The 19,625-nt window shown below is 56.0% G+C and carries 14 protein-coding genes; 5 read left to right on the top strand and 9 right to left on the bottom strand.

Annotated elements, in window-relative coordinates:
- Positions 1 to 33 precede the first annotated feature (33 nt).
- From ACTG20_RS16945 to ACTG20_RS16935, 3 genes are all read left to right on the top strand, one after another.
- A complete protein-coding gene (locus ACTG20_RS16945; RefSeq protein ID WP_219263352.1) occupies positions 34 to 1,083 on the top strand; it encodes an efflux RND transporter periplasmic adaptor subunit in 1,050 nt (349 codons plus the stop codon).
- Positions 1,083 to 4,199 carry an efflux RND transporter permease subunit gene (locus ACTG20_RS16940; RefSeq protein WP_194496494.1) on the top strand — a complete coding sequence of 1,039 codons (3,117 nt, stop codon included), beginning with the start codon at positions 1,083 to 1,085 and terminating at the stop codon, positions 4,197 to 4,199. Before ACTG20_RS16945 ends, ACTG20_RS16940 begins: the two co-directional genes overlap by 1 nt.
- A 185-nt stretch (positions 4,200 to 4,384) precedes the next feature.
- On the top strand, positions 4,385 to 6,757 hold the full coding sequence (locus tag ACTG20_RS16935) for a YgiQ family radical SAM protein (protein WP_194496493.1): 2,373 nt from the start codon (positions 4,385 to 4,387) through the stop codon (positions 6,755 to 6,757).
- Between the two features lie 59 nt (positions 6,758 to 6,816).
- Here ACTG20_RS16935 and ACTG20_RS16930 read toward each other — a convergent pair whose 3' ends face one another.
- The 6 genes from ACTG20_RS16930 to ACTG20_RS16905 all read right to left on the bottom strand — a co-directional run bounded on the left by ACTG20_RS16930 (position 6,817) and on the right by ACTG20_RS16905 (position 14,023).
- On the bottom strand, positions 6,817 to 8,892 hold the full coding sequence (locus ACTG20_RS16930; protein WP_194496492.1) for an AAA family ATPase: 2,076 nt from the start codon (positions 8,890 to 8,892) through the stop codon (positions 6,817 to 6,819).
- Entirely contained in the window at positions 8,882 to 9,334 is a 453-nt protein-coding gene (locus ACTG20_RS16925; RefSeq protein WP_194496491.1) for a hypothetical protein, read from the bottom strand. The genes ACTG20_RS16930 and ACTG20_RS16925 overlap by 11 nt, the downstream gene beginning before the upstream one ends.
- Positions 9,331 to 10,251, bottom strand: coding sequence for a hypothetical protein (locus ACTG20_RS16920; RefSeq protein ID WP_194496490.1), 921 nt, complete (start codon positions 10,249 to 10,251; stop codon positions 9,331 to 9,333). The genes ACTG20_RS16925 and ACTG20_RS16920 overlap by 4 nt, the downstream gene beginning before the upstream one ends.
- A 392-nt stretch (positions 10,252 to 10,643) precedes the next feature.
- Complete coding sequence (locus tag ACTG20_RS16915; protein WP_194496489.1) at positions 10,644 to 12,143, bottom strand: histidine-type phosphatase; 1,500 nt, start codon at positions 12,141 to 12,143, stop codon at positions 10,644 to 10,646.
- Between the two features lie 287 nt (positions 12,144 to 12,430).
- A complete protein-coding gene (locus tag ACTG20_RS16910; protein ID WP_194496488.1) occupies positions 12,431 to 13,060 on the bottom strand; it encodes a hypothetical protein in 630 nt (209 codons plus the stop codon).
- A 354-nt stretch (positions 13,061 to 13,414) separates the two neighbouring features.
- Positions 13,415 to 14,023: a short chain dehydrogenase gene (locus tag ACTG20_RS16905; protein ID WP_194496487.1), complete on the bottom strand. Its 609-nt coding sequence runs from the start codon at positions 14,021 to 14,023 to the stop codon at positions 13,415 to 13,417.
- Between the two features lie 105 nt (positions 14,024 to 14,128).
- Here ACTG20_RS16905 and ACTG20_RS16900 point away from each other — a divergent pair, with 105 nt between their 5' ends.
- Both ACTG20_RS16900 and ACTG20_RS16895 read left to right on the top strand, forming a co-directional pair.
- On the top strand, positions 14,129 to 15,010 hold the full coding sequence (locus ACTG20_RS16900; RefSeq protein WP_194496486.1) for a LysR family transcriptional regulator: 882 nt from the start codon (positions 14,129 to 14,131) through the stop codon (positions 15,008 to 15,010).
- Between the two features lie 128 nt (positions 15,011 to 15,138).
- A complete protein-coding gene (locus tag ACTG20_RS16895) occupies positions 15,139 to 16,053 on the top strand; it encodes a Gfo/Idh/MocA family protein (protein WP_194496485.1) in 915 nt (304 codons plus the stop codon).
- Between the two features lie 113 nt (positions 16,054 to 16,166).
- On the opposite strand, the gene ACTG20_RS16890 is transcribed toward ACTG20_RS16895, so the two are convergent.
- The 3 genes from ACTG20_RS16890 to ACTG20_RS16880 form a co-directional block, all read right to left on the bottom strand.
- Complete coding sequence (locus ACTG20_RS16890) at positions 16,167 to 16,517, bottom strand: TusE/DsrC/DsvC family sulfur relay protein (RefSeq protein WP_019446869.1); 351 nt, start codon at positions 16,515 to 16,517, stop codon at positions 16,167 to 16,169.
- 24 nt (positions 16,518 to 16,541) lie between these two features.
- Positions 16,542 to 18,695 (bottom strand): YccS family putative transporter, encoded by a 2,154-nt coding sequence (yccS, locus tag ACTG20_RS16885; protein ID WP_194496484.1) that lies wholly within the window; start codon positions 18,693 to 18,695, stop codon positions 16,542 to 16,544.
- 164 nt (positions 18,696 to 18,859) lie between these two features.
- On the bottom strand, positions 18,860 to 19,516 hold the full coding sequence (locus ACTG20_RS16880; RefSeq protein WP_005338308.1) for a Bax inhibitor-1/YccA family protein: 657 nt from the start codon (positions 19,514 to 19,516) through the stop codon (positions 18,860 to 18,862).
- Positions 19,517 to 19,625 lie beyond the last annotated feature (109 nt).

Genomic DNA, 19,625 nt, shown 5'->3' with positions numbered 1-19,625 from the left:
GGATTTACCCTCTCACTCTTCATGGACTGTTCGATGAAAATGCGTATCTGGCTCGGCTTGGGCCTTCTTCTAATCGTGGTTGCCGGCGTCTGGGCGCTGCGTCACAGCGAACCCGCCGCCAAAGCACCGACCAGACAGGTCAATATCCGCACTCAAACCGTCAAGCAGAGTCTGGCCGAGCCGACCCTCAAGCTGGTGGGCAAGCTGGCAGCCAATCGCTCTGTCATCATCAGCCCCGAAGTGACCGGTCGCATCGTCAAGATTGCGGTGCAATCTGGTCAGAGCGTGGCGAAGGGGGAGACCCTGATCGCGCTCGATGCGGGCAAGCAGCAGGCGGAGCTGGCCGAGCAGAGCGCGAGCCTGCGCGACGAGAACCGCAAGCTGGGGGATATGCGCAAGCTGGTGGCCCGTGGCGCCGTGACCCAATCCGAGCTGGAGGGGCAGGAGGCCACCGTGGCCCAGGTGCAGGCACGCCTCGATGCCGCCCGCTACGAGCTCTCCCTGCGTACCCTGCAGGCGCCCTTTGCCGGTACCGTGAGCCTGATTGACTTGAGCGAAGGGGCGCTGGTCAACAGCGGCGATACCCTGTTGCATCTCGATGAACTGGACAAACTGCGCCTCGATCTGGCGGTGCCGGAGCGTTACCTCTCCCTGCTGCGACCGGGCATGGCGGTTACCGCCACCAGTACTGCCTGGCCGGATCAGCAATTTAACGGCACTTTGACCACCCTCGACAGCCGCATTTCCAACGATACCCAGAACATCAAGGCGCGGGTGATGATCCCCAATGGCAACGGCCAGTTGCGCCCGGGCATGCTGCTCAATGTGGAGCTGGCGCTGCCCGCCCAGCAGCTCACCCTGATCCCTGCCCAGTCGGTGGAGTACGCCGGTGAGCAGCGCTTTGTTTACCGTCTCGAGGCCGATGGCCGGGTCAAGCGGGTGCCTGTAGTGCTCGGCGAGACCGAGGGGGAGACCGTCTGGGTCACCGAGGGGCTCAAGGTCGGCGATCGCATCGTGGTCGAGGGTCTGGTCAATCTGCGTGATGGGGTGCTGGTGCGTGATCTGGCCGAGGTGAACGGCTGATGTGGCTCTCCGATATCTCAGTTCGCCGCCCGCTGGTGGCGGTGGTGCTCAGCGCCCTGCTCACCGTGTTTGGTCTGGTCGCCTTCAGCAAATTGACGGTGCGGGAGATGCCCGATGTGCAGATCCCGTCGGTCTCCATCACCACCACCTATGAGGGGGCGGCCCCCTCGGTGATGGAGAGTCAGGTCACCAAGCCCATCGAGGATCAACTTTCCGGCATCAGCGGCATCAAGAACATCAACTCCATGACCCGCAAGGGGCGCTCGATGATCACCGTCGAGTTCAAGCTCGGCTGGAACATGGTGGAGGGGATCTCCGATGTGCGCGATGCCCTCTCCCGCGCGCGGCCCCGGCTGCCCGATGATGTGGACGAGCCGCTGGTGACCAAGGACAGCGGCAACGGCGATGTGGCGATCTGGCTCAACTTCAGCAGCAGCCAGATGGATCGCACCGCCATGACCGACTACGCCAACCGCGTGCTGGTCGACCCCCTGAGCTTGGTGGACGGCGTGAGCGAAGTGGCGCTCTCCGGCGATCTCACCCAGGTGATGTATGTGCGGCTGCGTCCTGCCGACATGGCGGCCCGTGGCATCACGGTGAGCGATGTGGAAGAGGCCCTCAAGCGGGAGAATATCGAGCTGCCGGGTGGCGAGATCCGCAACAACTCCATGACCATGGCGGTGCAGATCGCCCGTCTCTACCACACAGCGGAAGATTTCCAGCAGCTGCAGGTGCGTACCGCCGCCAACGGCCAGAGCGTCTATCTGGCCGATATCGCCGACGTGGAGGTGGGAGCCAAGAACGAAGACAGCGCCTATCAGCGCAACGGCAAAGAGAGTCTGGGTATCGGCATCGTCGCCCAGTCCACCGCCAACCCGCTGGCGGTGGCGCAGGGGATCGAGAAGAAACTCGGCGAGATGCAGCGCTTCCTGCCTGAGGGGGCCAAGCTGGAGGTGGATTACGACTCCACCATCTTTATCAAACAGGCCATTGACGAGGTGTACGAGACCCTGGCCATCTGCGCCGTGCTGGTGGTGGCGGTGCTCTATCTGTTCCTCGGGCAGGGGCGCACCACGCTCATTCCGGCCATTACGGTGCCGGTGTCGCTCATCTCCGCCTTTATCGGCGCCTGGTATTTCGGCTTTTCCATCAACCTCATCACCTTGCTGGCCCTTATTCTCGCCATCGGTCTGGTGGTGGATGACGCCATCGTGGTGGTGGAGAACATCCACCACCATCTGCAGCGGGGTGAACCGCCCCTGCTGGCCGCCTGGCACGGCACTCGCGAGGTGGGCTTTGCGGTGATCGCCACCACCGCCGTGCTGGTGATGGTGTTTGTCCCCATTGCCTTTATGGATGGCATGGTGGGGCGGCTCTTTACCGAGTTTGCGATATTGCTCTCCTTGGCGGTGCTCTGCTCCTCGCTGGTGGCGCTGACCCTGACCCCGGCCATGGGTTCCTGGTTGATGCGCCCGCTGGATAAACCGAACCGACTCACCGCCGGGCTCGATCGCGGGCTCGGCTGGCTGGAGGGACACTATCGCCACCTGTTGGCGTGGGTGCTGCGTCGCTCCCGCTGGACGCCGCTGGTGCTGCTGCTCTGTCTGGGCGGTATCGGCGCCCTCTTTGCCCAGCTGCCGACCAGCCTTACCCCGACCGAGGATCGCGGCGTCATCTATGTCTTCGTCAAGGGGGCGGAGGGGACCAGCATCGAGCGGATGAAGCGCAACATGCAGCAGGTGGAGTCCGCCATCATGCCGATGCTGGGCAAAGGGGTGGTGCAGGCGCTGAGCTTCAGTACCCCCGCCTTTGGCCGTGGCGGCGATCAGACCGGTATGGTGATCATCCAGCTCACCGACTGGGCGGAGCGCGACGTCACCGCCACCGAGTTCTCCCGCTCGCTGGGTGCCAAGCTCTCCGGCATTCCCGATGTGATGATCCGCACCTTCCAGCCCGGCTTCCGCGGTGGCTCCACTGCGCCGGTGCAGTTTGTGTTGCAGGGTAACGACTATGCCGAGCTCTACCAGCAAGGGTTGGCGCTGCAACAGGCGGCGCAGGGCAGCGGCCTGATGCTGAGCCCGGATCTCGACTATGCCGAGAAGACCCCCGAGCTGCAGGTGACCATCAATCGCGACAGCGCCAGCCAGCTTGGCATTCCGGTCTCCACCGTGGCCAACAGCTTGCAGACCTTGCTGGGCGGGGCGAGCAAGACCACCTATGTGGACAGGGGCGAGGAATATGACGTCTACCTGCGCGGTAATCAGACCGAGTTCAACGGCATCTCGGATCTCGGTCGCATCTATCTAAAAGCCGCTAATGGCGAGATGGTCAGTCTCTCGACCCTGGCGACCGTCAAGCAGGTGGCGACCGCCAACCGCCTCAACCACTACCAGCGGCAGAAGGCGATCACCCTGACCGCCGATGTGCACCCGGATCACACCCTGGGTGAGGCCCTCGATTTCCTCGATGGTTGGGCCAACGCCAACCTGCCCACCGGTATGACGGTGGATTACGCCGGTGATTCCAAGGATTACCGCGACAATCAGGGGGAGATGGTGCTGGTCTTTGGCCTCGCCCTGCTGGTGGTCTATCTGGTGCTGGTGGCCCAGTTCGAGAGCACCCTGACCCCGGCGGTGGTGATGGTGACGGTGCCACTCGGCATCTTCGGTGGCCTGCTTGGCCTCTGGCTGACGGGGCAGGAGATGAGCATCTACAGCCAGATCGGCATGATCATGCTGATCGGCATGGTGACCAAAAACGGCATCCTCATCGTCGAGTTCATCAACCAGCTGCGCCAGCGGGGGGAAGGGTTCGAGGAGGCGATCATCGCAGGCTCGGTGCGCCGCTTGCGCCCCATCCTGATGACCTCGCTGACCGCCATTATCGGTGCGGTGCCGCTGATGCTCTCCATGGGGGCGGGCTACGAGAGCCGGATGGCGGTGGGGACAGTGGTCTTCTTCGGGCTGTCGCTGGCGACCCTGGTTACCCTGCTGGTGGTGCCCGCCATCTATCATCTGATCGCCCGCCACGCCGGAATGACTGGGGCGCGGGATCAGCAGGTAGACGAAGCGCTGGCCGCCAAGGGGGCTGGGGAGTCGCAACCTCCGGCGCCCTGACCAGCATCCTGATCAGAACCCAAGCGGGGCCGGTTATCAGCCTCCATCATCACAAGGGCGCCTGCGGGCGCCCTTGCTATTGCGGGCGGCGGCCTATTCCGCGGGATCTATAGGGACAAAAAGCCATCGCTCCCCTTGGCCGCAACCGGTATAATGCGCGACCCGAATTGTTCCAGGTGGTTAAAATGCAGCCGGTACCCAACCTTTTCTCCTATCCCCGCTATTGGGCCGAGTGCTACGGCACGGCGCCCTTCCTGCCCATGTCCCGCAAAGAGATGGACAAGCTCGGTTGGGACAGCTGCGATGTCATTCTGGTGACGGGGGATGCCTACGTGGATCACCCGAGCTTCGGCATGGCGGTCATCGGCCGGATGCTGGAGGCGCAGGGCTTTCGGGTCGGCATCATCGCCCAGCCGGACTGGTCATCCAAAGATGACTTTATGCGTCTGGGCAAACCGAACCTCTTCTTCGGGGTCACCGCGGGCAACATGGACTCCATGATCAACCGCTACACCTCCGATAAAAAGCTGCGCCACGACGACGCCTACACCCCGGGGGATGTGGGGGGCAAGCGGCCGGATCGCGCCACTCTGGTCTATACCCAGCGCTGCAAGGAGGCCTTCAAGGAGGTGCCGGTGGTCATCGGCGGCATCGAGGCTTCCCTGCGCCGTATCGCCCACTACGACTACTGGTCCGAGACCATCCGCCGCTCCATCCTGCTCGATGCCAAGGCCGATATCCTGATCTACGGCAACGCCGAGCGGCCGCTGGTGGAAGTGGCCCACCGCATCGCAGCGGGGGAGACCATCGACACCATGCAGGATATTCGCGGCACTGCCGTCATCCGCAAGGAGCCGCTGCCGGGTTGGAAAGGGGTGGATTCGAGCAAGCTCGACCAGATTGGCCGCATCGATCCCATCATGAACCCCTATATGGAAGGGGCCCCATGCTCTGACGATGCGACCGAATCGGCCCCTGCCGCGCAGGAAGCCCAGCCTGTGCTGGTGCAGCCGCCCAAGCCCAAGCCGTGGGAAAAAACCTATGTGAAGCTGCCGGCGTTCGAGCGCGTGAAAGAGGACAAGGTGCTCTACGCCCACGCCTCGCGTATTCTGCACCACGAGACCAACCCCGGCTGCGCCCGCGCCCTGTCGCAGGCCCACGGCGATCGCATCGTCTGGGTCAACCCGCCCGCCTTCCCGCTCGAAACCGAGGAGATGGACGGCGTATTCGGCCTGCCCTACCAGCGGGTGCCGCACCCGGCCTATGGCAACGAGAAGATCCCCGCCTTCGAGATGATCAAGACCTCGGTCAACATCATGCGCGGCTGCTTTGGCGGCTGCTCCTTCTGCTCCATCACCGAGCACGAAGGGCGCATCATCCAGAGCCGCTCGGAAGAGTCGATCCTCAAGGAAATCGAAGATATCCGCGACAAGGTGCCGGGCTTTACCGGCGTCATCTCGGATCTCGGCGGCCCCACTGCCAACATGTACAAGCTGCGTTGCAAGAGCCCCAAGGCCGAGCAGACCTGCCGTCGCGCCTCCTGTGTCTGGCCCACCATCTGCCCGCACATGGACACCGACCACAGCCCGACCATCAACCTCTATCGCAGGGCGCGCGACCTCAAGGGGATCAAGAAGATCCTCATCGCCTCCGGCGTGCGTTACGACATCGCGGTGGAAGATCCCCGCTATATCAAGGAGCTGGCCAAGTACCACGTTGGCGGCTACCTCAAGATTGCGCCGGAACACACCGAGGAGGGGCCGCTCTCCAAGATGATGAAGCCGGGCATGGGCAGCTACTACCAGTTCAAGGAGCTGTTCGACAAATACTCCAAAGAGGCGGGCAAGCAGCAGTACCTGATCCCCTACTTTATCTCTGCCCACCCGGGCACCACGGATGAAGACATGATCAATCTGGCGCTCTGGGTCAAAGAGAACCGCTTCAAGCTCGATCAGGTGCAGAACTTCTACCCGTCGCCGCTCGCCAACGCCACCACCATGTATTACACGGAGAAAAACCCGTTAAACAAGGTGAGCCGCACCGGTGGCGATGTGTTTGTCGCCAAGGGCGAGCGCCGTCGCCGCCTGCACAAGGCGCTGCTGCGCTACCACGACCCCGCTGGCTGGCCGATGATCCGCGAAGCCCTGCTCGCCATGGGCAAGGGCCACCTGATTGGCAATGGCCCAGGCTGTCTGGTGCCTGCGGAAGGGCGCAACGAGCGCGCCGCCAGCGGCAAGGGGCTGAAACCGGCCCTGACCCGTCACAGCAACATCAGTCACCAGCGTGGTAATGGTGGCAATGGCACAGGCAACAAGCCGACCGGTGGCAAACCGGTGGGTTCCCAGCTGCACAAAGGCGCGGCTAATGGCAAACCGGCCGCACAGGGCGAAGGCAAGAATGCGGGCCAGAATGCGGGTAAGAGCAAACCTGCCGGAAAACCCGCCCATAAGGGTAAAACCCCGACCCGCGCTGGCTCTGCCAAGCCGGGAGCCAAATCCGCTGCTCAAGGCGGCAAGCCTGCGGCTAAAGGGAATGGTGCCAAGCGACCGGCTAGGTAAGTTTTCCTGACTGAAAAGCGATAGAAAATAAAAAGGCGACCGGATGGTCGCCTTTTTATTTATAATGGGCCTATTAGTTTTCTTGGTAAAATATCAACGTTAAATGCAGTCAGGCCTTCAGTGGATTCTTTGTAGTTTTCATCACTTTCATCAAATGATGCAGAGACAATACTTTGCAAATTGAGTGTGGAAGATAATGCCATAAGCAATTTGTTCATACTTTTTACGCCCATAGAATGTTGCGCAGGTTCATCGAAGATAATAAATCTTGGATGGTTTCCATTATATGTATCTGATGTTTTGTATATCGATATTAAGTATGACCATATTAGTCTGACAAAATCACTTGCTGATGAATCTGATTTTATATCAGCAGTGTTGCGCTTCCTTTCAGTTGGAGTATCAATGTTTTCACGTAGCTCAATTCCCATTAAATATGGTAATAGTGTAGAAGGCTCAATTTTGACTTCATTAATATTTGCGCTTCTATAACCAAAGCTCTGTGCTAGTTCTTTAAATGTTTTTTCTAAAAAATCGACTTTTTTCTTGTCTGAAAATGAGAGTGTGTAAGTTGATAGTTGCGCGATTTCTTTTTGTATTTTTTTATATCTTTCAGATAGTTTATTGAAATTGCTTACCTGTTTTTCCACTTCATTTTCTGCATGTTCTAATTCGCTAACTCTGTTTTCTATTATTATTTTCTTTCTTATGTCTGCTTCTTTTATTTGATTTGTTGATTTCATATCTCTTTTTAGAGAAATTAGAATTTGTTTTTGTTCTGTTATTTTTCTTGTGATTGTAATCAGTTGTTCTTTGTTTGCCATGATCTCTTTTTCCAGCCCTGCTGAAATTGATTTAATCATGTTTTTTTGGTTTTCTAAATGAACTATGTTTTCATCTATAGTCATGGGCATAGACAGACTATCTGGTGGCATTAGAATGTCATCGACAGGCTGCATACATGTATGACATTTTCCTTTGGCAATGCTTAGATTACTCTGCTGTGCTCCAAACTTGATAATTTTAGATGTTAGTTTGTTTGCTTTTAGATCTTTTTCAATATCGATTAGATTTTCTTTATATTGAATGAGTTGTGATTCACTGATTTTAATTTGGCTACTGCACATGCTTAGGGCTATAAGTAGCTCATCAATATTATTTTGCAATATCAAAATGTCAGCAGCTGATTCATTTGGTAATGAGTCATCTTCTACTGGTTTTTTATTTATCTCATTCCACTGTGAAAGAAGCTCTTCTTTTACCTTTCTAATATCTTTTATTTCAGATTTATCCCATTCGCCTATGTTAACAAGTGTGGAGTCAAAGTCATTAACCGGGTTTTTGGGGATACCACTAAATGCAATGCCCTTATACTCGGTCGTTAATTTCATATCTGTAATATTAGATGACCATTGAGCGAAAAGCCTATCTCTTGATGTTAATAATTCACTTAGTCTTTTATTGTTTCTGAATGTATCAAGATCAAGTAGAAAACTTGCCACTTTTTCTCTCATGCCTGATATTCCATAATATGGAATGTTAGCTATGTAGTCTGTCCACCCTCTTTTTTGCTCAATGATTAATGCGGAGAAAACAGACTGTAGATACAGTTTTGCACCTTTCCCTTTGTTATCTGAAATTTCAGGTAAAGATAGTTTCATAAAACGCTCTAAATAAGCATAGAATCCTCTTTCCGGATCTTGTGCTGAGCCAGGGTCATGAACAAATGTAAAATGATTTTTATATGAATTTTGGCTGTCTTTTTTAGAAAGATACGGACCTTCAATTATTTGAATCAATTTCGTATCAGTATCTTTTGATTTTATATATCGTTTCAGTGTTATTATTCTATTTTCGTCGTTCTCGATTTCTAAGTATATGGCAGACTCAAATACAGATATTTCAACACCATCATATTCAAATTTATCTTTTAATGCATAAGGTAGGGCTGTAGGGCCCTTAGCTCCTATAATTTCCTCCATACCAAGAGCATAAATTAAGGAGTTAACAAAAGTACTTTTACCCGAGGAGTTATCCCCTCGAATAATATTAAGGCCACTGGAAAAACTGAAATGATAACCAAAGTGTTTATCATGTTCTGTGGTGATCTTTACCAATAGTTTTTTAAACTTCATTACACCACCTTTTTGCTGCCGCATTAACCATTTTTTCTGTTATCTTGTTCCCTATTTGAAGTAGCTTTGGATATTCATCTTCAAATAGTGCTTTTGAGTCACTCTGATAGAGGAAATATTCCCCCTTTTTTGATAGTTTATATGCGCCATTAGATAGCTTTTCAACTAACGATTCTGATATTGCAAATTCTATTGCCATATTTAAAGAGGGATCAATACCCCATATACCTATAATTAAATCACCTTGAATTGCCGAGATATTTAGCATATCTAAGCGTTTCATATCTAACATCGCCCAATTAAATAAATGAAGTTTCAATAGGCTAGATTTTTTTCCAATGCAACAACAATTTAATATCAATAAAATTTTTGATATTTTATATAAAGGTCTAAGCTCCGGTATTACTGAGGCTTTCCTTCTTTGGAAATTAACTTTGCTCATTCAGTTATTCTCATTGGGCATTCAGCAATCCATCTTGCTGTCATATGATTGACTATATTTGTTAGATCATTACTGTCAATAGCGCTTATAGAAGGGTCTTGTCGAAGTTTTTCAGTGAGCTTATCTTGGATGTGAGTAATCAATTCTCTAGGACTATCTTCCCATGTGGCTGAGTTTTCTTCGACATAATCCTCGAACGTGTTAATTATTCTTAATATTTTCTCATGAAGCTCAGGAGTTTGATTGTATATGCTTCTAAGTATTGAGTATCCATCAAAATAATTCCTTTTCGTTATTTCATTTAATTTCAGGTGTGTATCTTTATTATATTCCATTTTTTTAATGCTACGGATTTTGTTTTTGTCATATATGTTATTATCGTATTCGGTCGTGTTTTTAGGATCACCTAGTTGTGAGGTGTTATTAGTGGCGAATTGAATCTTTATATCTTGAGCAAGTTGTATATTTCTAATGTCTAAAATGTAAAACCCAATATCATGTATCAACACAGTGAATGTATTATCAAGAAGAGTGAGGTTTTTATTTCTCATCTCAATCTCTTTCGTTCTAGCGTGGGCAAGTAAATCGTTTTTAGATATTTCTGGAGTTATGAAAATCCATTTTTTTATTTTTGAACATCCAATTCTTGCAATTATTGCTTTCTCATATAATTCCAGTTTGTTTAGGTCGGTGGTGATCTTGTCACGCTGTTTATCATATAGAGTTGCTGTATCATATTGCTTGTCTGGGCAGTAACATTGTATAGCAATACCTTCAGCTAATACGAAACCTTCTATACCAAAATCACCTGGAGAGGCGAGCATTTCTTGATAGGTATCATATTTTCTTTTAAATACAGCTTGAATCAATGACTCCCATTTATCACCATCCATCGGTCCAATTGAGCTTATATACATACGTTTATTCCAATATATAAAGTTTTTAGTGAGTCACTAATGGTATTTTGTGCATATATGGGTGTACCGACTTTAGCAATTGGTTACGAAGTAAAAATCCCACGCTACCGCCCGTGGATTACAGCTTCCAATATGCTCCATTGACCTGCGTTGGCAGCAACCCATCGCAGCTCAACAGGTTCTGAATGACCATGGTAAGCCAAACGAAACTGCCGAGGCGAGACTTAAAGTGACCTAACTATCAGAAATTAATCGTTTTTTGAGCTTGATCAGCAAATGGAGCCGGAAGGCGGCTTTATAGCCATATCCCGCTTTGGCTGGCAGGGAAGGGGAGTGAATTGGGGCGACCTGCTGGTCGCCCCTGGTGATTGCCATATCCGGCGTGCGAAGGGTTAGCCGTTATAGCCGTAGCAGCGCTTGAGCTCCTCGAAGTCGTAGTAGTGGCTGCCGCTCTGGTAGGGCTGGCAGCCCGTTTTAAAGGCGATCTCCTTTTCGTTGTAGAGCATCTTGACCAGCACCTGCCGCTGCCCGTTCTGGTAGATATCCCACTGAATATTGGCGGTATAGGGGGAGACCCAGCCGCCGCGCCACTCGTTGTTCTGCTGGCTGAACAGTTGATCCGGGCTGGCCCCCTGACGGCTCCCTTCCAGCTTCATCAGGGCGGCGAGGGGGATAATGGCTTCGGCGTGGGCAAAGCGCAGGGTGCCCCGTCGGCTCTGCTCGCCTTCCACCACCTGACGTTGCACCTCGCCAAACAGGCCGTCGAGCAGCGGCTGGGCAATGGCGTAGGGGGCGCTCTGGTTGGCAAAGCTCGGCCCCTTCTCGTAGAAATCTTCCGCATCGGAGAGGTAGGAGAACCAGGCAGACTCTTCCGGGGTCAGGAACTGCTCCAGCGCCCAGGGCTCGCTGCCCTGTGCCTGCGCTTCGCGGATCATGCCGGGGCCGATGATAAAGAGGTTGTAGAGCATCAGGGCCGCATCCACTTCGTCGCGCACGTAGGTCATGCCGCCATCTTCCGGGTTGACGGCGACAAACTCGACGCCGCCCGCCAGATAGTCGACAAACCCCTTGCTGTAGATACGCTCCAGCATGCTGCGGGCCATCTCTTTGGTCTTGCTCAGGTTTTTAAGCTGATCCAGCGCCCTGGCCAGCTCGGGGGCCGGCGCGATTGCGGCATCTTCGTCGCCGATAAAGCGCTGGTAGCTCTCATAGGCGGGCAGGTAGCGGGCGTAATCCCCCTCGGGGGTGGTCTTGTGGAAGTAGAGCTCGAACTTGTTGATCAGCTTTTTGTCGATCTTCGAGGGGTCATCCTGCGTGAGGTAGCACTGCGCCGAGTCGCTGACATAGTTCACGTCGCGCTTGAGGCTCTCCATAAAGTAGAAGGCGCTTTCGTTGGCCCTGTCCTTGCCCGAGGTAACCACCTTGATACAGTGGGGCTCGCTGCTATTGAGCAGGGTCGGCAGCCGCGCCGCCAGCCGGGTGGCGAGATTGGCGTGCTCCTCCTTGCCCAGCGCCGAGAGCAGGCCATAGCCCAGTTTCTGGTTGGCGGCCGTCACCAGATCGACCTTGCCTCCCAGCCCCTGCCCGAGGGTAGTGAGCGCCCCCTGACGCTGCGCCTCTTCCCATACCAGCTTGGTCAGCACGTCATATTTCGGGCTGGAGAGGGAGCGCGAGCCGTGGCGCGCCACCATCTCGGTAAAGACCGGGCTGAACCCCTGGGGCGCTGGCTCGTAGCTCTCCGCCTGCTGCTGCGGGCTGTAGACCGCTTTGGTGCTGTATTGGTAGGCGGTTTTGCCCTGGCTGTCGGTAGACGATTCGTTCTCTGACTGGCAGCCGCCAAGCAAGACCAGCGAGACGGCCAAAGCCACATAAGAAGAGCGCGGGAAAGTCATGATGTTCCTTATCTATCCATATGAAAAATAAGTGAAAAACTCTATGGCTTGAAAATGACCGCGGGATGTCAGCCAGATGACAGGCTGATGACTTCTGATAAAGCAGTAAGCAAGGGGAGGGGCAGAGGATGGTTATAGGGAGGGCAATAGAGGCTCAACCAACCACTGTGCCTGTCACGGCAGAGTGGTCAGTGAGCACGTTTGGGATGGGGGCTTATTGTCTTACCTCCTGCCCCGCCATCTTGATCCAAAGGGGGGGCAATTAAAGGTTGCCAATTAAGGGTTGCTCAATACCACGCCAATAAGGCATCGAACATGCGGGTATGGGTCACTTGCAGGTTTGCCCCCTTGGTAGAAATGGCTGCGCTATAGAGCTGGACGCCTGGTTCGTTATGACTCTGCACCAGATAGTTTTTGTGGCGACAGGTCCCGTAGAGGGAGAGGCTTTTTCTCGCGCAGTGGCCGAGAAACAGCACGGCGCCAAGGCCGATCATCAGGCTGCATATATCCAGCAAATTGACGGCGGGCAGGGCAAATTGAGCCTCGGCTTGCAGGGCGAGTTCATAGAGCGACACGGCAAACATGGCGCCGCAGAGCAGCAGTTTGATACGGGCGAGGCTGGTGAGTTTGGTCTGCATCACGTCCGGCGAGACAAAATAGAGATTCTCCAGATGCCGTCTCTGCTCCTTGATAAGGATCCCGCGCACATTGACATCAACCTCGACCTGGGTCGATTCGCGATAGACCAGCCCCTGTTTTTCCCACTCGTCCGCCAGCATGGCAACCAGCACCGGATAGACGACAATGGCCAGGCCGCAATAGATCGGCAGCGCATGATATCCGCTGGATATCAGCCCAACTGACAATATTGCGAATATATAGGGCGACAAGGCTTTGAGTGCAATTGATGATTTCATCGTTATACATCCATAAATAACGCGTTTTATAAGTGCCGATAGCGCACAGGCAATAGTGGCCGCGCTAATAAGCAGCGGCCAAATAGGGCGTTGGTCAGCGGTAATCCATTCCGGCAAATAGCCTGAAATAGTCCCTTTGCTCGGCAACAGGGACAAGAGCGCCATAGTAAGCCAAACGAGGCCACTCTGACAGTGACCCGGATGACATAAATCTGTGGGTTGTCGTCGAAATGAAATCATATTCTGTCGCTACTCCGGTTCCTCTATGCAAAAAGCCCCGAGAGCAGAGCTTTCGGGGAAGAGGAAAAACATCGACAAGGAATTACAAAGGCATTGGGTCACACCTGAACCGGATCAGGCATCGACATAGAGCACCTGGCCGCTAATAAAGCCATCGACGGAGCGCTCAAACGCCTTGCCGACCAGGGCGCCCAGCACCGGCTGGAAGCCCGGCATCATCTCGCCATAGACGTCCCACGCCTCTTCCAGTACGGTCGGGTTGACCACATTGATGCGGATGCCGCGGGGCAGCTCGTGGGCCACGCACTGGACAAAGGTATCGATGGCGCCGCTGGTGGTGGCATCGGCAATGGCCAGCGGGATCGGCTTGATATTGAGGATGCCGGAGATCAGGGTGAAGGAGCCCCCCTGATTGATGTAGTTGAGGCCGATATTGACCAGATTGATCTGCCCCATCAGCTTGCTCTGGATGGTGGTTTGCCACTGCTCGTCGCTCATCTCGCCAAAGGGGGCGTATTCGCAAAATCCTGCGGTATTGACCACCGCATCGAAGGAGCCCACGTTTTGGTAGAGCCGTTCGATGGATTCTCTGCTGGTGATATCCACCTGAAAATCACACCCCTCGCCGGAGCGGCTGGCGGTAATGACCTTGTGCTTGCCCAGACCACTGAGGGCGGCTTGCCCCATTTTCCCCTGAGCACCAATCAGAATGACAGTTTTCATCGTTAACCTCGCTTTGCTGGAAGAGCTGCAAGGTTAGAGAGCCACTGATACAATGTAAATCATTGGTGATTTGTATGTGATACAACTGAAATTGGTGAGGTGAGGGTGGAGAAGATCGATATCAGGCAGATGCGGGTGCTGGTGCTGCTGGTCAGATACAAGAGCGTGTCGCGGGTGGCCGAGCTGCTGGAGATCTCCCAACAGGGGGTGAGCAGCCATCTGAAAAAGCTGCGCGATATCTTTCCCGCCGAGCTCTTTATCCGCCAGAGCGCCGGATTGCAGCCGACCGACTACGCCTGCGAGCTGGCCGCCAGGTTCGAGCAGATCCTGGCCGATATCGACGGGGTCTTTGTGGCTGCGCCCTTCGACCCCGCCAGCAGCCAGCGCACTTTCAGGGTGATGGCCAACGAATATGCCCAGCTCGCCATTATCCCAAGGTTGGCGAGCGCTCTGCGCACTCAGGCGCCCTCCATCCGGCTCGATGTGGTGGATTTTCAGGCCGACCTCCATCTGGACGCGCTGGCCAGCGGCGAGGTCGATCTGGTGATTGGTTTTGATGCCTATCTCGACCCGGGGTTGCTGCGCGCCACCCTGCGCCGGGATCACTACTGCTGCGTGCTGCGCCGCGACTCCCGATATCTTTCGGACAACGCCCCGCAGGATCTGGCGGCCATCCCATTTGTGCAGTTTGCCAACAGCGTCGGCAATTTCGAAGGGCAGATGAGCCCGCAGCAGGTTGCCAGCGCGGCGGTGGCGACGCTCCCCTGTTACACCTCGCTGCAAGCCTTTATGTCGGTCAATGACGTGGCGGCCTGCATTCCGTCGGCCATCGCCGCCCTCGGTGATTTTCGTGTGCTGGAGCTGGCCGGGGCGCCGCAGCCGTTCGAGGTGGTGGTCGGCAGACACCGCAAAAGCCAGGGCAATCTGGCCATCGAGTGGCTGGCCGAGGTGATCAAGTCGGTCTGCGATCTTGCCATGCCCGGATAACGCCGCCGTTTGCACAGAGCTGCACACGCCAGTCAGCGCGCTAACGGCAGGCTGGATCTGCGGGGGAAATCCTGCGATGGTGCGGGCAGTTATCCGCTTGTCCCGTTATCGAGTGAAAAGGAGTTGAGATGCGCATTGCCATGATTGGTCTGGGGGATATCGCCCAAAAAGCCTATCTGCCGCTGTTGGCGAGCGACGAGCGGGTCACCCCGCTGCTCTGTACCCGCAATCTAGCGGTGCTGGAGAAGCTGGCCCGCCAGTATCGGGTCGCCGAGTGCTTTACCGATGTGGCGGCCATGCTGGCCAGCCGCCCCGATGCCGTGATGATCCACGCCGCCACCGCGGTGCATCGCGAGCTGGCCGAGCAGTGCCTGCGCGCAGGGATCCCCACCTTTGTCGACAAGCCCCTGTGCGACAATCTGGCCGAGGCAGAAGCGTTGGCCAACCTCGCCATCGCGCAAGATTGCGCCCTCTTTACCGGTTTTAACCGCCGCTATCTGCCCGCCATGGACGCTGCGCGGGCCCAGCCGCTTACCGAGCTGAACTGGCAGAAACACCGCTTTGCTCTGCCCGGCAAGGCGCGGGATTTTATGTTCGACGACTTTATCCATGTGCTCGACAGCCTCTGCTTCTATGGCGGCGTGCCGGATGGCGACTTTCATGCGGTATTGCGACCGGATACGAAGGACAGCAGCCTGTTGGCCGGGGTAAGCGTCAGCTGGCAGAGCGGGGATCGCGCCATCAGCGGCAGCATGAACCGCAGCGCCGGGATCACCGAGGAGCGCATCGATGCCTACGGCGACAATCTCTCCCTGCACCTTGAGAACTGCACCCGCGGCATCATCGCCCGCGACAAACAGGCGCAGATGCTTAGCCCCAACGACTGGCAACCGGTGCTGGCCCAGCGCGGCTTTGCCGCCATGCTGGAGCACTGGTATCAGCAGATTGAATCGGGCAAGGCGGACAGCGAGCTGATCGCCTCCTACCTGCACGGTCATCGGCTGGCGGAGCAGCTGGTGGCGCTGGCTGACAAGCGGGAATAAGGCTGGCTGGAAGCCTGAGGGATATGAATACGAGGTGCACGAAGATAGCGCACCAAACACAACGGGGGGCCGCAGTTGCGGCCCCCCGTTGTTATGGGATGAGATGCATGGGATCAGATGCACTTCACTGGTTTGGGCAGGCCGCCAATCTTGGTCGCCTGCTTGGCGGGCCCTTCCGGGAACAGCTTGTAGAGATAGCGGCTGTTGCCCTTCTCGGGGCCGTACTGCTTCTCCATCGCCTTGACCAGCGCGCGGATGGCGGGGGAGGTGTTGAACTCCAGATAGAAGGCGCGCACAAAGCGCACCACTTCCCAGTGCGGCTCCTCAAGCGTGATCCCCTCCTGCGCGGCCAGCACCAGCGCCAGCTCCTCGCTCCAGTCGTTGCTGTTGAGCAGGTAGCCCTTGGCATCGGTCTCGATGAGTTGGCCGTTGAATTCCAGCTGATGTTTTTCGGACGCAGACATGAGGGCTCCTCGCTAATGGGGCTATCAGGATTGGGCGGGCATGGTAGCGCCTTGATCCCCGGTGAGCAACCGGCTCTCGTTGGCCAGATGCAGCAGCTGATCCGCCAGCTCGCTGATCAGGTTGAGCTGCTGGGTCAGCATCAGCTGCTCCTCGCTGCTATCCGGACTTATCACCGGACACTGACCGCCGATGGAGCTGGAGGGGTTGCCCGCCAGATGGCCAGCGGCCTGCTCCAGGGTGTGGCAGATGTGGTGGCGTACCTCATCCAGCCCGCTGATGGCTTCCAGTTTGTCGCGATGGGCCCCCAGTGCCGAGATGTAGGAGAGCAGGGCGTGGTTGCGCCAGGTGAGGGTAAAGCAGAGATCGAGGAAGCGGCGGCGTTTTTGCGGCTCCACCAGCATGCTCTGCCAGGCGGTAGCCAGCTCGCTGTCCGCCAGATGGGCGCTCTTGCGCGCCACCCGATAGTCGATGGACTCGTCCCGCTGCTGCTTGAGGCTTGCCAGCACCGCCGAGAGGTAGCGGGCGTTTGCAGACAGCGAATTGGCGATAAGCGTTGGCAGCCGTTTGTACTGCCAGTCAGGCCAGAGCCAGGCCACCAGCCCGTAGGAGATCAGGCAGCCGAGCAGTGTATCGAGCAGCCGTGGCCCGAGGATCGCAAAGCCGATGCCATCGAGCAGGTTGAACGCCATCAGCACGTAGAGGGTGATAAAGCAGACCGCGGCGCTGTAGTTGTTGCGCACCTGGGTGAAAAACAGGAAGGCGGCGAGCCCCATCACCACCAGCTGGACGTGCAGCTCGGGGAACAGCCAGAGCACCGGAATGCCCACCAGAATACCGGCGAAGGTGCCGAGCATCCGTTGCACCAGTCGGCGGCGGGTGGCGCTGTAGCTGGGCTGGCAGACAAACAGCACGGTCAGCAAAATCCAGTAGCCCTTTTCCAGATCAAAGGCTTGCAGTATGCCGTAGCCGATCACCAGCCCGAGTGACAAACGCAGCGCGTGGCGAAACACCATGGAGTGCAAGGTGAGGTGCTGCTTGAGCTGGGTCAGCAGCGGCAGGCGGGGCGGCCGCGCCAGCGCGGGCAGCTCCTGCTCTGGTTGCTCGGGGTTTTGCAACACTTCGGCGCTGCCCAGCAGCTGGTTGATGCTGGCCAGATTGCGGCGCAGGAACTTCATCGGCGTCAGCAGGGTTTTCGGGTAGTGCTGCTTGAGATTGGTGAACTCCAGCTGATCGCCGAGGGCCTCCAGCGTCCAGTGGATGCGCTTGTTATGGGCGTAGGGCTTGTGCACCAGAATGGCGTAACCGAGCCGCTGGCACGCCTCGGAGAGTTGCAGGAATACCTCCTGAAATCCTTCCAGTACGATGCCCTGCTTGAGCTCCGCTTCCAGCCGGCTGTAGGGGTAGTGGCTGGAGGTGGCACGCTCGTGAATCTCCAGCGCCAGCAGGTAGAGGTGCAGCAGGCTGGCCAGCTCGGGGCTCGCCGGATGGCGGCGGCTCAGGCGGGCGTTGAGGGCCGACTTGGTGAGGGTCAGCGCGCTCACCAGATTGATATTTAGCTGGGCCAGATTGTGGCGAATGGCCTGAGCGCCGTGCTCGTCCGCAGGGAAGAAGCGGGACTTTTCCAGCAGGTAGCGGCCAAGGGCGAAGTAGCTCTGGGCCAGTTGCTCGTGCAGGGTCTTGTAGGGCAGCAGCCAGAGCCAGATAAACGAGACCAGCCCGTACCAGAGGGCGCCAGCACCGAGGGCCAGCGGCTGGTAGAAGAGATCCGGCGCCTTGGCGGCACCCAGCATGGTGTAGATGGCGATGAGTAGCGAGCCGAAACTGATGGTGGCGTAGCGAGCGCCGAGCGCCCCCACCATCACGAAGATAAAGGTGGAGCTGGCCAGCCCGATGGCAAACAGCCAGGGGGTGGGGTAGAGATACTGCACGCACAGGGACGCAAACATGAAGCAAATCAGCGTCATGGCGAGGTTTTTGAGCCGTCCCCACAGGCTGTCGTCGGTTTCGGCGATGGCGCCCGCCACGACCCCGAGAGAGAGCAGCACGGTGAGCTGGATATTGCCTGTGGCCAGGGTGAAGGCGAGCAGACCGAGAATGGCCAGCAGCACCTTGAGAGCGAAGTAGATGTGACTATCGGTCAGCAGTCGGCGCAGCAGGCCAGAGAGATCCATCGGCATGAGACAGGTGAAACCCTTGATCGAAACGAGAGCGAGATAGTAACCCGCCAAGCGCGAAGTGGCCCTGATCCAAATCAGGGCCACTTCGCTTCATATCCTTGATTTACAACTTATCCTGACAAAAATCGGCGCCAATAAAAACCCCGCCGAAGCGGGGTTTCTGATTAGTTGCGGTTGCCGCCAAGCAGGCTCAGCAGGCTCAGGAAGATGTTGTAGATGGAGACATACAGGGTGACGGTGGCAGAGATGTAGTTGGTCTCGCCGCCGCGCACGATCTGCTGGGTAGTCAGCAGGATGGCACCGGAGGAGAAGAGCATGAACATGGCGGACAGAGCCAGGCTCAGGGCGCTCATCTGCAGGAAGATGTTGGCAATCATGGCCACCAGCAGTACCCAGAAACCGACGAACAGCATGCCGCCGATGAAAGAGAGGTCACGCTTGGTGGTCAGGGCATAGGCCGACAGACCGAAGAAGGTGAGCGCGGTGCCGCCAAGGGCGGTCATCACGATCTCGCCACCACCATTGTTCATGTACATGTTGATGATGGGGCCCAAGCTATAGCCCAGCAGACCGGTCAGGGCGAAGGTGAAGACCAGCCCCATGCCGTTGTTGCGATTCTTCTCGGTCAGGAACATCAGACCGTAGACACCGATCAGGAACACGGCCCAGTGCAGCGGCGGCATGTTCATCACGGTAGCGACCCCCGCCACCACGGCAGAGAAGCCCAGAGTGAGGGAGAGCAGCATATAGGTGTTACGCAGCACCTTGTTGGTATCGCGTACGGCACTTTGGGTGCCAGTGTAGATAGAACGGGTATCCATCTTGGGTGTCCTCTTGATGTCCGGGTGAGACGGCGAGCAGCCGCCTCGTGATCGCTGTTTGTTACTGCATGTTTACGCATTGTATGTAGAACAAATAGGGATGACGAGG

The sequence above is a fragment of the Aeromonas sp. 84A genome (assembly GCF_051919345.1).
Taxonomy (GTDB): Bacteria; Pseudomonadota; Gammaproteobacteria; order Enterobacterales; family Aeromonadaceae; genus Aeromonas; species Aeromonas veronii.
Note: the sequence above shows the minus strand (reverse complement) of the source record. Positions and strands in the feature narration are given on the sequence as shown.

Excerpts from the sequence above, each read along its gene's own strand:
- ACTG20_RS16920 (WP_194496490.1), bottom strand. The coding sequence starts at position 10,251 with ATGTATATAAGCTCAATTGGACCGATGGATGGTGATAAATGGGAGTCA.
- ACTG20_RS16945 (WP_219263352.1), top strand. The coding sequence starts at position 34 with ATGAAAATGCGTATCTGGCTCGGCTTGGGCCTTCTTCTAATCGTGGTT.
- ACTG20_RS16910 (WP_194496488.1), bottom strand. The coding sequence starts at position 13,060 with ATGAAATCATCAATTGCACTCAAAGCCTTGTCGCCCTATATATTCGCA.
- ACTG20_RS16925 (WP_194496491.1), bottom strand. The coding sequence starts at position 9,334 with ATGAGCAAAGTTAATTTCCAAAGAAGGAAAGCCTCAGTAATACCGGAG.
- yccS (WP_194496484.1), bottom strand. The coding sequence starts at position 18,695 with ATGCCGATGGATCTCTCTGGCCTGCTGCGCCGACTGCTGACCGATAGT.
- ACTG20_RS16895 (WP_194496485.1), top strand. The coding sequence starts at position 15,139 with ATGCGCATTGCCATGATTGGTCTGGGGGATATCGCCCAAAAAGCCTAT.
- ACTG20_RS16940 (WP_194496494.1), top strand. The coding sequence starts at position 1,083 with ATGTGGCTCTCCGATATCTCAGTTCGCCGCCCGCTGGTGGCGGTGGTG.
- ACTG20_RS16890 (WP_019446869.1), bottom strand. The coding sequence starts at position 16,517 with ATGTCTGCGTCCGAAAAACATCAGCTGGAATTCAACGGCCAACTCATC.
- ACTG20_RS16930 (WP_194496492.1), bottom strand. The coding sequence starts at position 8,892 with ATGAAGTTTAAAAAACTATTGGTAAAGATCACCACAGAACATGATAAA.
- ACTG20_RS16915 (WP_194496489.1), bottom strand. The coding sequence starts at position 12,143 with ATGACTTTCCCGCGCTCTTCTTATGTGGCTTTGGCCGTCTCGCTGGTC.
- ACTG20_RS16880 (WP_005338308.1), bottom strand. The coding sequence starts at position 19,516 with ATGGATACCCGTTCTATCTACACTGGCACCCAAAGTGCCGTACGCGAT.
- ACTG20_RS16905 (WP_194496487.1), bottom strand. The coding sequence starts at position 14,023 with ATGAAAACTGTCATTCTGATTGGTGCTCAGGGGAAAATGGGGCAAGCC.
- ACTG20_RS16935 (WP_194496493.1), top strand. The coding sequence starts at position 4,385 with ATGCAGCCGGTACCCAACCTTTTCTCCTATCCCCGCTATTGGGCCGAG.